This is a genomic window from Pseudomonas sp. Pse35 (genome assembly GCF_024519715.1).
Taxonomy (GTDB): Bacteria; Pseudomonadota; Gammaproteobacteria; order Pseudomonadales; family Pseudomonadaceae; genus Aquipseudomonas; species Aquipseudomonas paracarnis.
This window is the reverse complement of record NZ_JALJRP010000006.1, coordinates 31,761-47,591: the sequence shown is the minus strand read 5'-3', so window position 1 is coordinate 47,591 and position 15,831 is coordinate 31,761. Positions and strand designations below refer to the sequence as shown.

The following is a 15,831-nucleotide window of genomic DNA, read 5'->3' as shown; positions in this document are numbered from 1 at the left end:
TCTTAGGTGTTCAGTGCAAATTCGGTAAAGCAGTGTCTTTAAGCAATTGGGCAGCGGCGGCAATATCCGGCGCCAGCCAGCGGTCCTGTTCATACGCAGGGACCACTTCGCGCAGCAAACGCCAGGCGCGGTCGGTACCGGCGCCGAAGCGCTGGTCCTTGAGAAACTCGAAAGCCTGGGCCGCCAGCAGGTACTCGATGGCAAGAATCTGGGTGACGTTGGCCAGCACCTGGTGCAACTTGAGCGCGGCGTTGGTGCCCATGCTCAAGTGGTCTTCCTGCAGGCCCGAGGTGACGAAGTTGTCGAGCACGGCCGGTTGCGCCAACTGGCGGTTCTGCCCGCACAAGGACGCGGCGACGTACTGCACGATCATCATTCCGGAGTTGACGCCCGGGTTACTCACCAGGAAGGCAGGCAGGCCGCTGACATGCGGGTTGACCAGGCGGTCCAGGCGACGCTCGGCCACCGAACCGATCTCGGCCATGGCGATGGCGAGCATGTCGGCCGCCAACGCGACGGACTGTCCGTGGGGGTTGGCCTGGGACACCACGCGGTAGCTGTCTGGGGTGCCCAGCACCAGCGGGTTGTCGGTGGCGCTGTTGAGTTCGGTCTCGATCTGGCGCGTGGCGTGTTCCACCTGGTCGCGGGCCGCGCCGTGAATCTGCGGGATCGAGCGAATACTCAAGGCGTCCTGGGTGCGAATACCCTTGCTGCTGGCAATCACCTCACTGCCATCGAGCAGGGCACGCAGGTTGATACCCACTTGCTGCATGCCAGGATGCGGTTTGAGAGCAATGATTTCTTCGTCAAAGGCGTCGATCTGGCCGCGCTGGGCTTCGAAGCTCATGGCACCGATCACGTCGGCCCACTGCAGCAAGTGATGCGCGTCGGCCAGGGCCAGGCAGCTCAGGCCGGTCATGCACGGCGTGCCGTTGACCAGGCACAGGCCGTCCTTGGCGCCGAGCACCACCGGCTGCAAGCCTTCAGCCTGCAACGCGTGTTGCGCCGTGACGATCTGGCCGCGATAACTCACATTACCAACGCCCAGCAGGGCCACGCCGATATGGGCCATGTGGGTCAGATACCCCACCGAGCCTTGGGACGGTACTTGCGGGGTGATGCCGTGGTTGAGCAGCGCCAGCAGCGCGTGCACCACCTGCGGATGCAGGCCGGATTTGCCGTGGCTGTAGTTGATGATCGCCGCGCAGATGATCGCACGGGTTTGCTCATCGCTGAGCACCGGGCCGACGCCGCAGGCGTGGCTCAACAGCGTATTGCGCGACAGTTGGCTCAGTTGCTCGGTCTTGAGCGAGACGTTGCACAACGCGCCCAGGCCGGTGTTGACACCATAGGCACGCTCGCCGCTGGCGACGATGCGCTGCACGATGGCCTGGGCATTGTCGATACGCGCCCAGGCGTGGCCCGACAGTTCGAGCATGGCGCCGTGGCGGGCGACGGCGGTGACGTCCTGCCAGCGCATGGGGGTGTCGGCGATGATGATTTTGGTTGCCTGGGACATCTTCATACCTTCTTCAATTCTTAGGCAGCATTGATCGTTCCCACGCTCTGCGTGGGTACGCCGCCTGGGACGCTCTGCGTCCCCCCAAGTGACGCGGAGCGTCACGAAATGCGTTCCCACGCGGAGCGTGAGAACGTTCAAGCCCGGATCAGACCACCGCCGCCCGCCGCTGAACAAAGCGGTCCACATACTCATCCGCCGGCGAGTGCAGAATCTCTCGCGGCGTGCCGACCTGGATCAGCTTGCCGTCCTTGAGGATCGCAATGCGGTTGCCGATGCGCACGGCCTCGTCGAGGTCGTGGGTGATGAACACGATGGTCTTGTGCAGGGTCTTTTGCAGCTCGAGCAACTGATCCTGCATCTCGGCGCGGATCAACGGGTCGAGGGCGCTGAAGGCTTCGTCCATCAGGATGATGTCGGTGTCGGCCGCCAAGGCGCGGGCCAGGCCCACGCGCTGGCGCATGCCACCGGACAGCTGGTGGGGGTATTTGTTTTCGTAGCCTTTGAGGCCCACGGTTTCGATCCAGTGCAACGCACGTTCGGCGCAGACTTGCTTGGTTTCGCCACGCACTTTCAGGCCGTAGGCAACGTTGTCGAGCACGCTCTTGTGCGGCAGCAGGCCGAAGCTCTGGAACACCATGCTGATCTTGTGCCGACGGAATTGGCGCAGGGCTTCCATGTCCAGTTGCAGGATGTCTTCGCCATCCACCAGGATCGCGCCGCTGGTGGGGTCGATCAGGCGGTTGAAGTGGCGCACCAGGGTGGATTTGCCCGAACCCGACAAGCCCATGATCACAAAGATCTCACCGGTGCCGATGCTCAGGGACAGGTCATTCACACCGACCACGCAACCGGTCTCGGCCAGTACCTGGTCTTTGGTCTTGCCCTGGCCGACCATGGCCAGCGCATCCTGGGCGCGTGCGCCGAAAATCTTGAAGACGTTTTTGACTTCGATTTTGCTGACAGTCGTCATTTGCTCGCCTCATGCCGTGGGCGGCCATAAGCCTGGGTAATGCGGTCGATGACCACTGCAAGAATCACGATCGCCAGCCCGGCTTCAAGGCCACGGCCAACGTTGAGGGTCTGGATGCCGACGAGCACGTCTTCACCCAAGCCACGGGCACCGATCATCGAGGCGATCACCACCATCGACAGCGCCATCATGGTGGTCTGGTTGATCCCGGCCATGATGCTTGGCAGCGCCAGCGGCAATTGCACGCCGAACAGTTGCTGCCAGCGGTTGGCGCCGAAGGCGTTGATGGCTTCCATGACCTCGCCATCGACCTGGCGAATACCCAAGTCTGTCAGGCGAATCAGCGGCGGCGCGGCGTAGATCACCGTAGCGAAAATCGCCGGGACCTTGCCCAGGCCGAACAGCATCAGCACCGGGATCAGGTACACGAAGCTGGGCATGGTTTGCATGATGTCCAGCAGCGGCATCAGCACCGAACGCAGGCGATTACTGCGCGCCGACAAGATACCCAGGGGGATGCCGATCAACACCGAAATCACCGTGGCCACCATCATCAATGCCAGGGTTTGCATCAGCTTGTCCCACAGGCCAACGGCGCCCACCAGGAACAGCAAACCGACGATCACCGCCGTGGTCACCACCTTGCGTGTGGCGTGCCAGGCGATGCCCCCGACGATGGCCAGCATCAGCCACCAGGGCGCTGCGCGCAGCAGGCCTTCCAGGTTGACGATGGCCCACAGCAGCGTATCGGAGATGTGCCGGAACACATCGCCGTAGTTGGTGACCAGTGCGTCCACCCAACCGTTGACCCAGTCGGCGATGGAAAAGGTAAAGCTCTCAGGAAACATATCGTGCTCTCGATCCAGTGGGTTGTGGCCAGCCGCCCGGCCACCCTTGAGGGTAGCCGTGCACACTTGACCTACAAGGCCGCGTCGATTTTCTTGGCTGCGTCTTCGCTCACCCAGGCGTGCCAGACTTCAGGATGTTCCTTGAGGAATATTTTCGCCAGTTTCGGCGACTCGATCCGCTCCTTGGCCATGCGGCCCAGGTTCTGGTTCAGCAGGTCGATGGGCAGGTTGACCTTTTCCAGCACGGCCACCAGCTCCGGGGCTTGTTCGTGGAAAGTCTTGGAGAGGCCGACCTTGATGCTCACGGTTTTGTCCACGCCGGGCTTCTCTTCCAACTTGACCAGGTCGACCTGGCCCATCAGCGGTGTGGGTGACCAGTAGTAGAACAGGATCGGCTCGCCGCGCTTGTAGCTCGACAGCACCGCCGCATCCAGCGCCGGGCCGGTGCCCGGGCGGAAGTTGGTGTAGGTGCTTTCCAGGCCGTAGCTCTTGAGCATTTCGCTGTTGTCCAGCTCGCAGGTCCAGCCGGCCGGGCAGTTGTAGAAGCGGCCTTTGGACGGCTCTTCCTGGTCCTTGAACACCGAGGCGTATTTGGCCAGGTCGGCGATGCTTTTCAGGTCCGGGGCCTTGGCTTCCAGCTTGCGCTTGGCGTCGCCTTCGATCACATAGCGCGGCACGTACCAACCTTCGACCGCGCCGACTACCGGAGCCCCGACGCCCACGACTTTGCCGGCCTTCTCGGCTTTGTTCCAGACCTCGCTGCGGCCTACCCACTCCTCGGCGAACACTTGGATGTCGTTGCTGCCCAGGGCGTTTTCCATGGTGATGGAATTGCCCGGCAAGCTGTCGGTTTTGCAGTCGTAGCCTTTTTCCAGCACGGTTTGCAGGATGTCGGTGAGCAACATGCCGCTTTCCCAATTCAGGCCGGCGAATTTCACCGGTTTACCCGACTCGCACCAACCGGCCGCCTGGGCGCCGGCACTTGCCAGCACGCCAGCCGCGAACAAAGTAGCCAGCAAGGTCTTATTCATAGTCATTGTTGTGACGCTCCCAATCTTGAAATGGATTACGGCAGTCAGTAGGCGTCCTGCCCTGTCCACGTCCCATCAGGCTTGTGCAGCCAGCTCGTTTGTTATGGGTGAAGCGCCCTGCTCTTTTGGCAGGATCAGGTGATCGGGTACCGTGCCGTGCCATTTTTTCGCACACACGTAATACAGGGCCGCCGGCAGTACCAGGCCGATGATCCAGGAGATATCCACATCACCCAGCGCGGCCACCAGGGGGCCGGTGTAGAACTTGGTGGAGATGAACGGCAACTGCACCAGTACGCCGAACACATAGACGCTGATGCCCAGCAGGTTCCAGCGGCCGTAGCGACCGTTCGGGTCGGCCAGCGCCGGCACGTCATAACGCTCGCGGGTGATGCAGTAGTAATCCACCAGGTTGATCGCGCTCCAGGGCGTAAAGAACGCCAACAGGAACAGGATGAACGACTTGAATGCACCGAGGAACGAATGCTGGCCGAGCAACGCGATCAGCGTGGCCGTGCCGACGATCATCAACACGAACACCAGACGCTGCAGACGCGTGACTTCCAGACGCCCACGAAAGCCGCTGATGATAGTGGCGATGCACATGAAGCTGCCGTAGGAATTGAGCGTCGAGATGGTGACCTTGCCGAACGCGATGCTGAAATACAGCAACGCAGCGGTGGCCCCCGTGCCGCTCAAGCCAACGATGTACGCCACCTCGTGACCGGCAAACTGCCCGTTGGACATGGCCGCGGCAAACACGCCGAGGACCATCGCCACTTGGGCCCCGATGACCGAACCTGCGCCAGCAGCGAGAAAGGTTTTAACCGATGACGTGTGGCTCGGCAGGTAACGCGAGTAATCCGCCACGTAAGGGCCGAACGCAATCTGCCAGGAGGCCGCCAGCGACACGGCCAGCAGAAAACTGCTCCAGCTGAAGTGGCGGATCTGCAGGAGCGCGCCAACGTCGGTCTGGCTCATCAGGCGGCTGAACAGGTACACAAAGGCAACCACGCCAATCAGGCTGGCAACCCGGCCGATGAAGTGGATCACTCGGTAACCCAGCACCGTGACCAGCACGATGACACTGGCGAAGATCAGGATGCCGACGCTGTCGCTGACCCCGAACAACTGGCCCAGCGCCTGGCCCGACAACACGGTACCGGTGGCGGTGAAACCCAGGTACATCAAGCACACCAGCACAATCGGAATGGCCGCGCCATACACGCCGAACTGCACCCGGCTGGAAATCATCTGCGGCAGGCCAAGCTTGGGCCCTTGCGCCGCATGCAGCGCCATGACGCCACCGCCGATCAGTTGACCGATGAGCAAGCCGATCAACGACCAGAACACATCACCGCCCAGCACCACGGCCAACGCCCCGGTGACAATCGCAGTGATCTGCAGGTTGGCACCCATCCACAGGGTGAATTGACTGAATAGACGACCATGTCTTTCCGCTTCCGGGATGTAGTCGATCGAACGTTTCTCGATCAACGGGGTGGTGTCGTTTGCAGCCATGTTGTTCAACCTCTGATGGATTGTTTTGTATGCATCTTGCTCTTCTGTGGGCGCTGGCTTGCTGTGGCGAGGGAGCTTGCTCCCGTTCGACAGCGAAGCTGGAGCCGGCTTTTTGGGGCTGCTTCGCACCCCAGCGCAAGCAAGCTTGCTCGCCACACAAGCCCACCCCACATTGAGTTACTTGATCATCGGCAGGTTCAGGCCTTGTTCCTTGGCGCAGTCGACAGCGATCTGGTAACCCGCATCCGCATGACGCATCACCCCGGTCGCCGGGTCGTTGTGCAGCACGCGGGCAATCCGCTCGGCCGCTTCGTCAGTACCGTCGCAGACAATCACCATCCCCGAGTGCTGGGAGAAGCCCATGCCCACGCCGCCACCGTGGTGCAGCGAGACCCAGGTGGCGCCGCTCGCGGTGTTGAGCAAGGCGTTGAGCAGTGGCCAGTCGGACACAGCGTCGGAGCCGTCCTGCATGGCTTCGGTTTCGCGGTTCGGGCTGGCGACCGAGCCGGAGTCCAGGTGGTCACGGCCGATCACGACCGGCGCGGACAGTTCGCCGCTGCGCACCATTTCGTTGAACGCCAGGCCCAACTTGGCACGCTGGCCCAGGCCGACCCAGCAGATACGTGCCGGCAGACCCTGGAAGCTGATGCGCTCGCGGGCCATGTCCAGCCAGTTGTGCAGGTGGGCATCGTCCGGGATCAGTTCTTTGACTTTGGCGTCGGTCTTGTAGATGTCTTGCGGGTCGCCGGACAGCGCCGCCCAACGGAACGGGCCGATGCCACGGCAGAACAGTGGGCGGATGTAAGCCGGTACGAAACCTGGGAAGTCGAACGCGTTTTCCACGCCTTCTTCCTGGGCCATCTGGCGGATGTTGTTGCCGTAGTCGAAGGTCGGGATGCCTTGCTTCTGGAATTCGAGCATGGCTTTGACGTGGACGGCCATCGACTGCTTGGCGGCCTTGATCACGGCGGCCGGCTCGGTCTTGGCGCGAGCGCGGTATTCGTCCCAGGTCCAGCCGGCCGGCAGGTAGCCGTTGAGTGGGTCGTGGGCGCTGGTCTGGTCGGTGACCATGTCCGGGCGCACGCCACGCTTGACCAGTTCCGGCAGGATCTCGGCGGCGTTGCCCAGCAGGGCGATGGAGATGGCCTTGCCTTCTTTGGTGTACTTGGCGATACGGGCCAGGGCGTCGTCGAGGTCGGTGGCCTGCTCGTCGACGTAGCGGCTGTTCAGGCGGAAGTCGATGCTGACTTGCTGGCACTCGATGTTCAGCGAGCAGGCGCCGGCCAGGGTCGCGGCCAGTGGCTGCGCGCCGCCCATGCCGCCGAGGCCGGCGGTGAGCACCCAACGGCCGGTCAGGTCGCTGTTGTAATGCTGGCGGCCGGCTTCCACGAAGGTTTCGTAGGTGCCTTGAACGATGCCCTGGCTGCCGATGTAGATCCAGCTGCCGGCGGTCATCTGGCCGTACATGGCCAGGCCCTTGGCATCCAGTTCGTTGAAATGCTCCCAACTGGCCCAGTGCGGTACCAGGTTGGAGTTGGCAATCAGCACGCGCGGGGCGTCGCTGTGGGTCTTGAACACGCCGACCGGCTTACCGGATTGCACCAGCAGGGTTTCGTCGTCGTTCAGATTGGTGAGGCTCTCGACGATCTGGTCGTAGCACTCCCAGTTGCGCGCCGCACGGCCGATACCGCCGTACACCACCAGTTCTTTGGGGTTCTCGGCCACTTGCGGGTCGAGGTTGTTCATCAGCATGCGCAGCGGCGCTTCGGTCAGCCAGCTTTTGGCGGTGAGCTTGTTACCGCGGGCGGCGCGGATTTCGACGTCACGGTATTTTGTAGGCTTGGTCACAGCTAGGACTCCTCGGCGATCGATGCGCGAACATGGATGGTGCGAAGTCTTACGCACACATCTTTACTTGTATGTACAAGCATATGCAATCGAGCGGCCAACTTTAGCCAGGAGTGGTTGGGATTTTTTTCACGGGGCGTGCGAGCCTTGTAAATCAAGGCTTCAAAGCTTGATGAAATTTCTTACGGAGGTTTGTTGCAGCGCGGGGAATTTGTCACGGCAGCGAAGCTTTGCGTCACGCTGGGGCATTCGGTAACAAATTGGTGCGCGGAGTGGAAACAGATTTTGTGAACAATGCAAAAACAAAGGTGGGAGCTGGCTTGCCTGCGATAGCGGTGTGTCAGTCAGCGCATCAGCTACTGATATACCGCTATCGCAGGCAAGCCAGCTCCCACAGTTTTTAATCGCGTGCGGTCAGTTCGACTACGCAGCTGCGGCCGCTGACCGAGATATCCAGCAGGCCCGTATTACCGTCCACTTGCAGGCAATCATGGTGGCCGAGCTTCTCGCCCAGCACCTTCACTTCATCCGCCACGCTGAACACCAACAGCGTCTGCGCCGTGCTGAAAAACCGCTGCACGCCATCCACCCACTGCAAGCGTGCATGGTAACGCTCGGGCGAATAGATAAGATTGAAGTCGCGGATCGGCCCGGTGATCAAACGGCATGACACCTGGCTTTCGCCCTTGAACGCGAACGGCTGCAACGGTAACAACCCGCGCTGCTCCTCACCGTCTACGGTCAGCACCATGCCGGCGCCTTTGATCACCGTAATCACGCGCTGGTAACCGGCGAAGGTGGAGAACCCACCCGACTCGGCGATATCAGCAATCGACAAACGCCAGCCAAATCCATCCAGGCCGGTGCCGGCGTCGCGACTGATTTCTTCGGTACTGCCGCCGCCGTTCTTCCACGGCATGCGCACGTAGTCGGCGGCGCGCCAGACGTTGATCTCACTCATTTACTGAAGCGTCCTTCGAGGCTGTGACGGGAACCGGGGTGGATCAACCGCGCCGCAGTCACCGGCTGGCGACCCGACCAGGTGCGTCGGCGAATCAACAGGCACGGCTCGCTCGGCTCGATCTGCAACAACTTGCACTCGGCGGCATCGGCGAGAATCGCCTCAACCACATGCTCACCCTCAGTCAACGGCGCGACCTGGTTCAAATAGGCATACGGGGTTTGCTGGGTGAAGTCCTGCTGCAGGTATTCCGGCGCGACCAGAGCGTTGACGAAACGGTCTTCGATTTGCACAGGAATGTCGTTCTCGTAATGCACGATCAACGAGTGGAACACCCGCCCGCCTTCGCGCATTTCCAAGGCGACGGCGCGCTCGGAACCAGCAGCTTCTTCGCCCAGGGTGATGACCTGGCAAGTGTGCCGATGCCCGCGGGAGGCGATTTCATCGGCGATGTTGTGCACTTCAAACAGGGCCGACTGGCTTTTCGGCTCGGCAACAAACGTACCCACACCCTGCATACGCACCAACAAGCCTTCGGCGGTCAGCTCGCGCAGGGCGCGGTTGATGGTCATGCGGCTGAAGCCCAACTCGCTGACCAGCTCGCTTTCCGACGGCACGCGGTAATGGGGCGGCCAGTTGCCGTTGAGGATCTGCTGGCTGATCATCTGTTTGACGCGGGCATACAAGGGCGCCGGACTTTCGTCCATGTGGGCAGCCAGCGAAGAGTTGGCGGGCGGAGTCGGCACAGGGAATCCTTGCAGGGGAAAAAGATGCATAGATTGCCGGAGTTTACCGAGCAGGCAAACGTCTGTATATGTATATACAAATAAACACACGACCGGGGTGCCTTGATCATGTCCGCTTTCTTTGCCGAACGCGCACTTCTGCCTAATGGATGGGCCAACGATGTACGTCTTGAAGTCAGCACCGATGGCCTGCTGACAAAGGTTGAGCCCAATGCCAGTGCAGAAGGCGCGGAACGGCTCAGGGGCCCGGTGTTGGCGGGCATGCCGAACCTGCACTCCCATGCCTTCCAACGCGCCATGGCGGGCTTGGCCGAAGTGGCCGGCAACCCCAACGACAGTTTCTGGACCTGGCGCGACTTGATGTACCGCATGGTCGGCAAGATCAACCCCGAGCAGTTACAGGTCATCGCCCGTCAGCTGTATATCGAAATGCTCAAGGCCGGCTACACCTCGGTAGCCGAGTTTCATTACGTGCACCACGATCTCAGCGGCCAGCCCTATGCCGACCGTACGGAGCTGTCCCGCCAGATCAGCCAGGCGGCCGCCAGCAGCGGGATCGGCCTGACCTTGCTGCCGGTGCTCTACACCCACGCGGGTTTTGGTGGCCAAGCGCCGAATGAAGGCCAGCGACGGTTTATCAACAGCACGGAACACTACCTGGACCTGCAAGCACGCCTGCAGCCCATTCTGGCGGCACAACCGGCGCAGCAACTGGGCCTGTGCTTCCACTCCCTGCGCGCCGTAACCCCCGAACAAATCCATACCGTGCTGGGCGCCAGTGACAAAAACTGCCCCGTGCATATCCACATCGCCGAACAGCAAAAAGAAGTCGACGACTGCCTGGCCTGGAGCGGCAAGCGCCCGTTGCAGTGGCTGTATGACAATGTCGAGGTGGATGATCGCTGGTGCCTGGTGCATGCCACCCATGCCGATGCCGACGAAGTCACGCGCATGGCCAACAGCCGAGCGATTGCCGGTTTGTGCCTGACCACCGAAGCCAACCTGGGCGATGGGATTTTTCCGGCGGTGGACTTCCTCGCTCAGGGCGGCCGCATGGGCATCGGTTCCGACAGCCATGTGTCACTGAGCGTGGTGGAAGAACTGCGTTGGCTGGAATACGGCCAGCGCCTGCGCGATCAACGGCGCAACCGCCTGTATCGCAGCGATCAGCCGATGGTGGGTCGCACGCTGTTCGATGCTGCGCTGGACGGTGGCGCACAAGCGCTGGGCCAGCCGATTGGTCGACTGCAAGTGGGCAAGCGTGCGGACTGGATAGTGCTGGACGGTAGCGACCCGTACTTGGCGACGGCCAGTGAGGATGGAATTCTCAACCGCTGGCTATTTGCCGGTGGTGATCGGCAAGTGCGCGATGTACTGGTCAATGGCAAATGGGTGGTGCGAGATGGGCATCATGCTGGCGAAGAAGACAGCAGTCGGGCATTCACCCAGGTCCTGAAGGACTTGCTGAACTGACGACCAACCCATAACAACTGTGGGAGCTGGCTTGCCTGCGATACAGACACCTCGGCGCTTCAGTTACACCGGGTTGATGCTATCGCAGGCAAGCCAGCTCCCACATTTGATTGAGGGGCCGCAAATTACTGAGACGTCTTCGCCATCTGCTTATCCGACGTGCGCCAGATCAACCGCGTGGTGTCATAGCCTTGCTGTCGCGCCCTGCTCAGCAGGTCTTCGCGGGTATCGGCACTCACCGTCGGCGTGCGCGACAGGATCCACATATAGCGACGGCTCGGGCTGCCGACGATGGCGGTCTTGTAGTCATCGCTGACATACAGCACCCAGTAGTCGCCCTTGGCAACGCCCGGCAACAGCGATGTAAACCAGTTATTGAATTCCACCCACAGTTTGTCGGTCTTGCCTGGCACCTGCGGCGTTGCCGTGCCTTTGGCCTCTTGCCACTTCCACTCAGGCGTCAGGCAGCGGTTGAAAACCGACATGTCACCATCAGGCAGCAAGGAGTAGCGGGCTTCGGATTGCGCACAGTTGCGCTGGAAGTACATCGGCAACCGGGCCAACTCATACCAGGTGCCCTGGTAACGCTTGAGGTTGACGTTGCTCGCAGTCTTGGGTTGCAGATCATCGCCAGAATGGCTGGCGCAGCCCGCCAAAAACAGGCTGGCGCAAAGGAACAAAACAAAACGCATCATTCTTCTTCTCCCGCAGGCTCGCGCCCCGGTTTACTTCAGGCCTTGCCCGGAAAACATCAGAACTTTGTCACCGGCGTACTGCACGCTGATAAAGCTGTTTTTATCGCCCCAGGTGCAGCTGGACATGCCCAGTGCGCCGGAACAATCGGTTGGCTTACCCAGCAACGACTCCACCTCGGCCTTGGCCATGCCGGCCGAGAGCTTTTGGTAGTTTTCTTGGGTGACCTTGCTGCAAGCGGCTAAGAGCACGCAAAAAGCCAGCAGGGCGAGACGGCGTATAGACATGGAAAAGCTCCTGGAGAGACAAAGCAGCTGGGGTATCTGCCAGAAGCTTAGAAGGAAAAAGGGGTGTCTGGTTCCCGACGAGCGAAAACAAAAAAGCCCCGAAAACGCTGAAACGTTTCGGGGCTTCTTTAACGGTGATCCATCTCACAATACAGCGGCTCACCGCTCGTTACGGCTTACTTCTTGTGATAGGCCGTCACGCGCTCAACTTCTTCCTTCGAACCCAGGAATACCGCCACACGCTGGTGCAGGCCTTCAGGCTGAATGTCGAGGATGCGCTGGTGGCCGTCGGTGGACGCACCGCCTGCCTGTTCAACCAAAAACGACATCGGGTTGGCTTCGTACATCAGGCGCAGCTTGCCTGGCTTGGACGGCTCGCGGCTGTCGCGTGGGTACATGAACAGCCCACCACGGGTCAGGATGCGGTGTACGTCGGCAACCATCGCGGCCACCCAGCGCATGTTGAAGTTCTTCTTCAGCGGGCCTTCTTCGCCTTCCATCAGCTCGTTGACGTAGCGCTTCACCGGTTCTTCCCAGTGGCGCTGGTTGGACATGTTGATGGCAAATTCCTGGGTAGAAGCAGGAATCGAAATGTCTTCGTGGGTCAGCACGAAGCTGCCCATTTCACGGTCCAGGGTGAAGCCCTTGACGCCGTCGCCCAGGGTCAGCACCAGCATGGTCTGTGGGCCGTAGATCGCATAGCCGGCAGCAACCTGCTCGGTGCCTGGCTGCAGGAAGGCCTTTTCGTTCAGGGCTTCGTTCTGGCTCAGGTATTCGTTGGGGCAACGCAGTACCGAGAAGATGGTGCCGACCGGTGCGTTGATGTCGATGTTGGACGAACCGTCCAGTGGGTCGAATACCAGCAGGTATGCGCCCTTCGGGTATTTGCCTGGGATCTGGTAGGCATTGTCCATTTCTTCGGACGCCATGCCGGCCAGGTGGCCGCCCCATTCGTTGGCTTCGAGCAGGATTTCGTTGGACAGAACGTCCAGTTTCTTCTGCACTTCGCCCTGCACGTTTTCAGTGCCCATGCTGCCCAGGACACCGCCCAGTGCGCCTTTGGAAACGGCGTGGCTGATTTCCTTGCAAGCACGCGCCACCACTTCGATAAGGAAGCGCAGATCGGCAGGCGTGTTGTTGCTGCGGGTCTGCTCGATCAAATAGCGACTCAAGGTAACGCGGGACATGGACGGCTCCGGAGAATGGGGGGCTAAAAACCCGCGCAGTTTAGCGCGAGTCGGGGCTGATTTCCTCTAATCAGAGGATTTAACGCCAATAGAGTTCACGACCCAACGCAATAGCCCTCTGTAGGAGCGAGCTTGCTCGCGAAAAACTCACACGCGCCGCGTTCATTCAGCAAGCACGCGTTATCGTTGGAGTTCTTCGCGAGCAAGCTCGCTCCTACAGGGGTATCAGTTAGTCGAGGGCTTTCCAGATCTCGGTGGCGTACTCGCGGATGGTGCGGTCAGAGCTGAACCACCCCATGCGCGCCGTGTTGAGCACCGCCGAGCGCCACCAGGCCTTGGAGTCGTGCCAATGCGCCTCGACCCGCGCCTGCGCGTCCCAGTAGGCGTCAAAGTCGGCACACACCAGGAAGCGATCGTAGTCGATCAGCCCATCGATCAGGCCCACATAGCGGCCCGGGTCATCCGGCGAAAATACCCCACCACGGATCGCTTGCAGCACGTCGTTCAAGCGATGGGACGCGGCGATGTCCGGCCCGGCGCTGAACTCGCCGGCGTGCTTGCGGGCTTCTACCTGCTGGGCGCTGAGGCCAAAGATAAACATGTGCTCGGCGCCGACCCGCTCGTGCATCTCCACGTTGGCGCCGTCCATGGTGCCAATGGTCAGCGCGCCGTTGAGGCCGAACTTCATGTTGCTGGTACCCGACGCCTCAAAGCCGGCCGTGGAAATCTGCTCCGACAAATCCGCTGCCGGAATGATGCTTTCCGCCAGGCTGACGTTGTAGTTGGGCAGGAACACCACCTTGAGCAGGCCGCGTACGGTCGGGTCGTTGTTGACGGTGCGGGCGATGTCGTTGGTCAGCTTGATGATCAGCTTGGCCTGGTGATAACTGGCCGCTGCCTTACCCGCGAAGATCTTCACCCGCGGCACCCAATCGATGCCCGGCTCGGCACGGATCGCCTGGTACAGCGCCACAGTGTGCAGCAGGTTGAGCAGTTGGCGCTTGTATTCATGGATGCGCTTGACCTGCACGTCGAACATCGCCGCCGGGTTGATCGCAATGCCCAGGCGCTCATGGATGATCTGCGCCAGTGCGCGCTTGCTGTGCAGGCGCTGTTCAGCGAACGCTTTGCGGAAGGCCGGTTTCTCGGCAAAGGGTTCCAACTCGATAAGACGCTGCTCGGGCTGGTCCAGAATATCCGGGCCCAGGGCTTCCACCAGCATATCGGTCAACTTGGGGTTGGCCTGGTACAACCAGCGACGGAAGGTAATGCCGTTGGTTTTGTTGTTGATGCGCTCGGGGTAGAGCTTGTGCAGTTCGGAGAACACCGTGCTGCGCATTAGCTGGGTATGCAAACCGGACACGCCGTTGACGCTATGGGAGCCCAGGAATGCCAGGTTGCCCATGCGCACGCGGCGGCCGTTGTCTTCTTCGATCAGCGACACAGCGCGCAAGACATCAAAGTCGTGGATGCCTTTGGCACGCAGCGAGTCGATGTGCTGGGCGTTGATCAGGTAGATGATCTGCATGTGCCGCGGCAGCATGCGCTCCATCAAACCGACAGGCCAGGTTTCCAGGGCCTCGGGCAGCAAGGTGTGGTTGGTGTACGAAAGGGTCTCGACGGTGACATCCCACGCGGCTTCCCACGGTACATCGTGCAGGTCGACCAGTTGGCGCATCAACTCGGCCACGGCGATGGACGGGTGGGTGTCGTTGAGCTGGATGGCGGCGTGCTCGCCCAGGCTGAGCACCGAACCGTGCATGTTCTTGTGGCGGCGCAGCAAATCCTGCAGGGACGCGGAGACGAAGAAATATTCCTGGCGCAGGCGCAGTTCCTGCCCTGCTTCGGTGCTGTCAGCCGGGTAAAGCACTCGGGAGATGCTTTCGGCACGGGCCACCTCGGCGACGGCGCCCAAGTGGTCACCGGCGTTGAAGCGCTCCAGATGCAGGTCTTCTACAGCCCGCGCACGCCATAGGCGCAGGGTGTTGACGCTGGCGCCGCGCCAACCGACGACCGGCGTGTCATAGGCAACAGCACGCACGGTTTCGTTGGGCGACCATACCTGGATCATCTTGCCGGAGGCGTCCGCAACGGTTTCGACGCTACCGCCAAAGCCGATCGGGTAAATCACTTCGGCGCGCTCGAACTCCCAAGGGTTGCCGAAATCCAGCCAGCGTTCGGTCTGTTCCTGTTGCCAACCGTCGACAATCGCCTGGCGGAACAAGCCGTGCTCATAACGAATGCCGTAACCGTGGCCGGCAACGCCCAGCGTCGACATGCTTTCCATAAAGCACGCCGCCAGCCGGCCCAGGCCACCGTTGCCGAGCGCCGCGTCGGGCTCCAGCAGGCGGATGCGTTCCAGATCCACGCCCAGCTCCGACAGCGCTTCGCGAGCGATCTCCAGCACACCCAGGTTGCTCAGGCTGTCGTAGAGCAACCGGCCAATGAGAAATTCCAGGGACAGGTAATAAACGCGCTTCTGGCCTTTGCGATAAATACGTCGCGTGTGATCCATCCAGTGATCGACCATCTGGTCGCGGGCGGCCAGCGCAATGGCTTCGAACCAATCATGGTCGAAGGCGTGATCCGGGTCCTTGCCCACCGCGTAGGTGAGTTTGGTCAAGACAGCATCGCGGAATGCGGCTACCTCTGCTTCTCGTGCAAGCGGTTCCTGAGACATCGGTGCGACCTCGGGCGAGATTGAAGGAGTTGCTAGAGCCTAGTCGGTCTGACAGACGGTAGAC

At 61.1% G+C, this 15,831-nt stretch carries 13 protein-coding genes; 1 reads left to right on the top strand and 12 read right to left on the bottom strand.

Translation table 11 applies throughout. The features are described 5' to 3' along the window. Window positions 1–10: 10 nt before the first annotated feature. The 8 genes from hutH to hutC form a co-directional block, all read right to left on the bottom strand. Window positions 11–1,519, bottom strand: a complete 1,509-nt coding sequence (gene hutH / locus OC445_RS07430) for a histidine ammonia-lyase (protein ID WP_198790472.1) — start codon at window positions 1,517–1,519, stop codon at window positions 11–13. Window positions 1,520–1,667: 148 nt separating this feature from the next. Further along, window positions 1,668–2,492: a glycine betaine/L-proline ABC transporter ATP-binding protein gene (locus OC445_RS07425; protein WP_003187840.1), complete on the bottom strand. Its 825-nt coding sequence runs from the start codon at window positions 2,490–2,492 to the stop codon at window positions 1,668–1,670. After that, the gene (locus tag OC445_RS07420) at window positions 2,489–3,340 is read right to left on the bottom strand and encodes an ABC transporter permease (protein WP_003187838.1); all 852 of its coding nucleotides are present in this window, start codon (window positions 3,338–3,340) and stop codon (window positions 2,489–2,491) included. The genes OC445_RS07425 and OC445_RS07420 overlap by 4 nt, the downstream gene beginning before the upstream one ends. Before the next feature lie 71 nt (window positions 3,341–3,411). After that, a complete protein-coding gene (locus tag OC445_RS07415) occupies window positions 3,412–4,377 on the bottom strand; it encodes an ABC transporter substrate-binding protein (protein WP_032893997.1) in 966 nt (321 codons plus the stop codon). 69 nt (window positions 4,378–4,446) lie between these two features. Next, window positions 4,447–5,892 (bottom strand): purine-cytosine permease family protein, encoded by a 1,446-nt coding sequence (locus OC445_RS07410; RefSeq protein ID WP_034125547.1) that lies wholly within the window; start codon window positions 5,890–5,892, stop codon window positions 4,447–4,449. A 177-nt stretch (window positions 5,893–6,069) separates the two neighbouring features. Beyond that, window positions 6,070–7,740 (bottom strand): urocanate hydratase, encoded by a 1,671-nt coding sequence (gene hutU / locus OC445_RS07405; protein WP_054919484.1) that lies wholly within the window; start codon window positions 7,738–7,740, stop codon window positions 6,070–6,072. Window positions 7,741–8,140: 400 nt separating this feature from the next. Then, a complete protein-coding gene (locus OC445_RS07400; protein WP_198790470.1) occupies window positions 8,141–8,701 on the bottom strand; it encodes a HutD family protein in 561 nt (186 codons plus the stop codon). Next, window positions 8,698–9,408, bottom strand: a complete 711-nt coding sequence (gene hutC, locus OC445_RS07395; protein ID WP_230182974.1) for a histidine utilization repressor — start codon at window positions 9,406–9,408, stop codon at window positions 8,698–8,700. The genes OC445_RS07400 and hutC overlap by 4 nt, the downstream gene beginning before the upstream one ends. A gap of 147 nt (window positions 9,409–9,555) precedes the next feature. On the opposite strand from hutC, the gene OC445_RS07390 reads away from it, so the two are divergent. Then, window positions 9,556–10,920, top strand: a complete 1,365-nt coding sequence (locus tag OC445_RS07390; protein ID WP_181124073.1) for a formimidoylglutamate deiminase — start codon at window positions 9,556–9,558, stop codon at window positions 10,918–10,920. A 125-nt stretch (window positions 10,921–11,045) separates the two neighbouring features. Here OC445_RS07390 and OC445_RS07385 read toward each other — a convergent pair whose 3' ends face one another. The 4 genes from OC445_RS07385 to OC445_RS07370 form a co-directional block, all read right to left on the bottom strand. After that, window positions 11,046–11,615, bottom strand: coding sequence for a lipocalin family protein (locus OC445_RS07385; RefSeq protein WP_262020035.1), 570 nt, complete (start codon window positions 11,613–11,615; stop codon window positions 11,046–11,048). A 30-nt stretch (window positions 11,616–11,645) separates the two neighbouring features. Then, window positions 11,646–11,900 (bottom strand): hypothetical protein, encoded by a 255-nt coding sequence (locus tag OC445_RS07380; RefSeq protein ID WP_003187823.1) that lies wholly within the window; start codon window positions 11,898–11,900, stop codon window positions 11,646–11,648. Between the two features lie 176 nt (window positions 11,901–12,076). Next, window positions 12,077–13,087, bottom strand: coding sequence for a class 1 fructose-bisphosphatase (locus OC445_RS07375; protein ID WP_003187818.1), 1,011 nt, complete (start codon window positions 13,085–13,087; stop codon window positions 12,077–12,079). A 229-nt stretch (window positions 13,088–13,316) separates the two neighbouring features. Then, complete coding sequence (locus OC445_RS07370; RefSeq protein ID WP_198790469.1) at window positions 13,317–15,767, bottom strand: glycogen/starch/alpha-glucan phosphorylase; 2,451 nt, start codon at window positions 15,765–15,767, stop codon at window positions 13,317–13,319. Window positions 15,768–15,831 lie beyond the last annotated feature (64 nt).

What these genes read in the sequence shown, in the direction of transcription:
- hutH (WP_198790472.1), bottom strand. Translation starts at nt 1,519, where the DNA reads ATGTCCCAGGCAACCAAAATCATCATCGCCGACACCCCCATGCGCTGG.
- OC445_RS07425 (WP_003187840.1), bottom strand. Translation starts at nt 2,492, where the DNA reads ATGACGACTGTCAGCAAAATCGAAGTCAAAAACGTCTTCAAGATTTTC.
- OC445_RS07420 (WP_003187838.1), bottom strand. Translation starts at nt 3,340, where the DNA reads ATGTTTCCTGAGAGCTTTACCTTTTCCATCGCCGACTGGGTCAACGGT.
- OC445_RS07415 (WP_032893997.1), bottom strand. Translation starts at nt 4,377, where the DNA reads ATGACTATGAATAAGACCTTGCTGGCTACTTTGTTCGCGGCTGGCGTG.
- OC445_RS07410 (WP_034125547.1), bottom strand. Translation starts at nt 5,892, where the DNA reads ATGGCTGCAAACGACACCACCCCGTTGATCGAGAAACGTTCGATCGAC.
- OC445_RS07400 (WP_198790470.1), bottom strand. Translation starts at nt 8,701, where the DNA reads ATGAGTGAGATCAACGTCTGGCGCGCCGCCGACTACGTGCGCATGCCG.
- hutC (WP_230182974.1), bottom strand. Translation starts at nt 9,408, where the DNA reads ATGGACGAAAGTCCGGCGCCCTTGTATGCCCGCGTCAAACAGATGATC.
- OC445_RS07390 (WP_181124073.1), top strand. Translation starts at nt 9,556, where the DNA reads ATGTCCGCTTTCTTTGCCGAACGCGCACTTCTGCCTAATGGATGGGCC.
- OC445_RS07385 (WP_262020035.1), bottom strand. Translation starts at nt 11,615, where the DNA reads ATGATGCGTTTTGTTTTGTTCCTTTGCGCCAGCCTGTTTTTGGCGGGC.
- OC445_RS07380 (WP_003187823.1), bottom strand. Translation starts at nt 11,900, where the DNA reads ATGTCTATACGCCGTCTCGCCCTGCTGGCTTTTTGCGTGCTCTTAGCC.
- OC445_RS07375 (WP_003187818.1), bottom strand. Translation starts at nt 13,087, where the DNA reads ATGTCCCGCGTTACCTTGAGTCGCTATTTGATCGAGCAGACCCGCAGC.
- OC445_RS07370 (WP_198790469.1), bottom strand. Translation starts at nt 15,767, where the DNA reads ATGTCTCAGGAACCGCTTGCACGAGAAGCAGAGGTAGCCGCATTCCGC.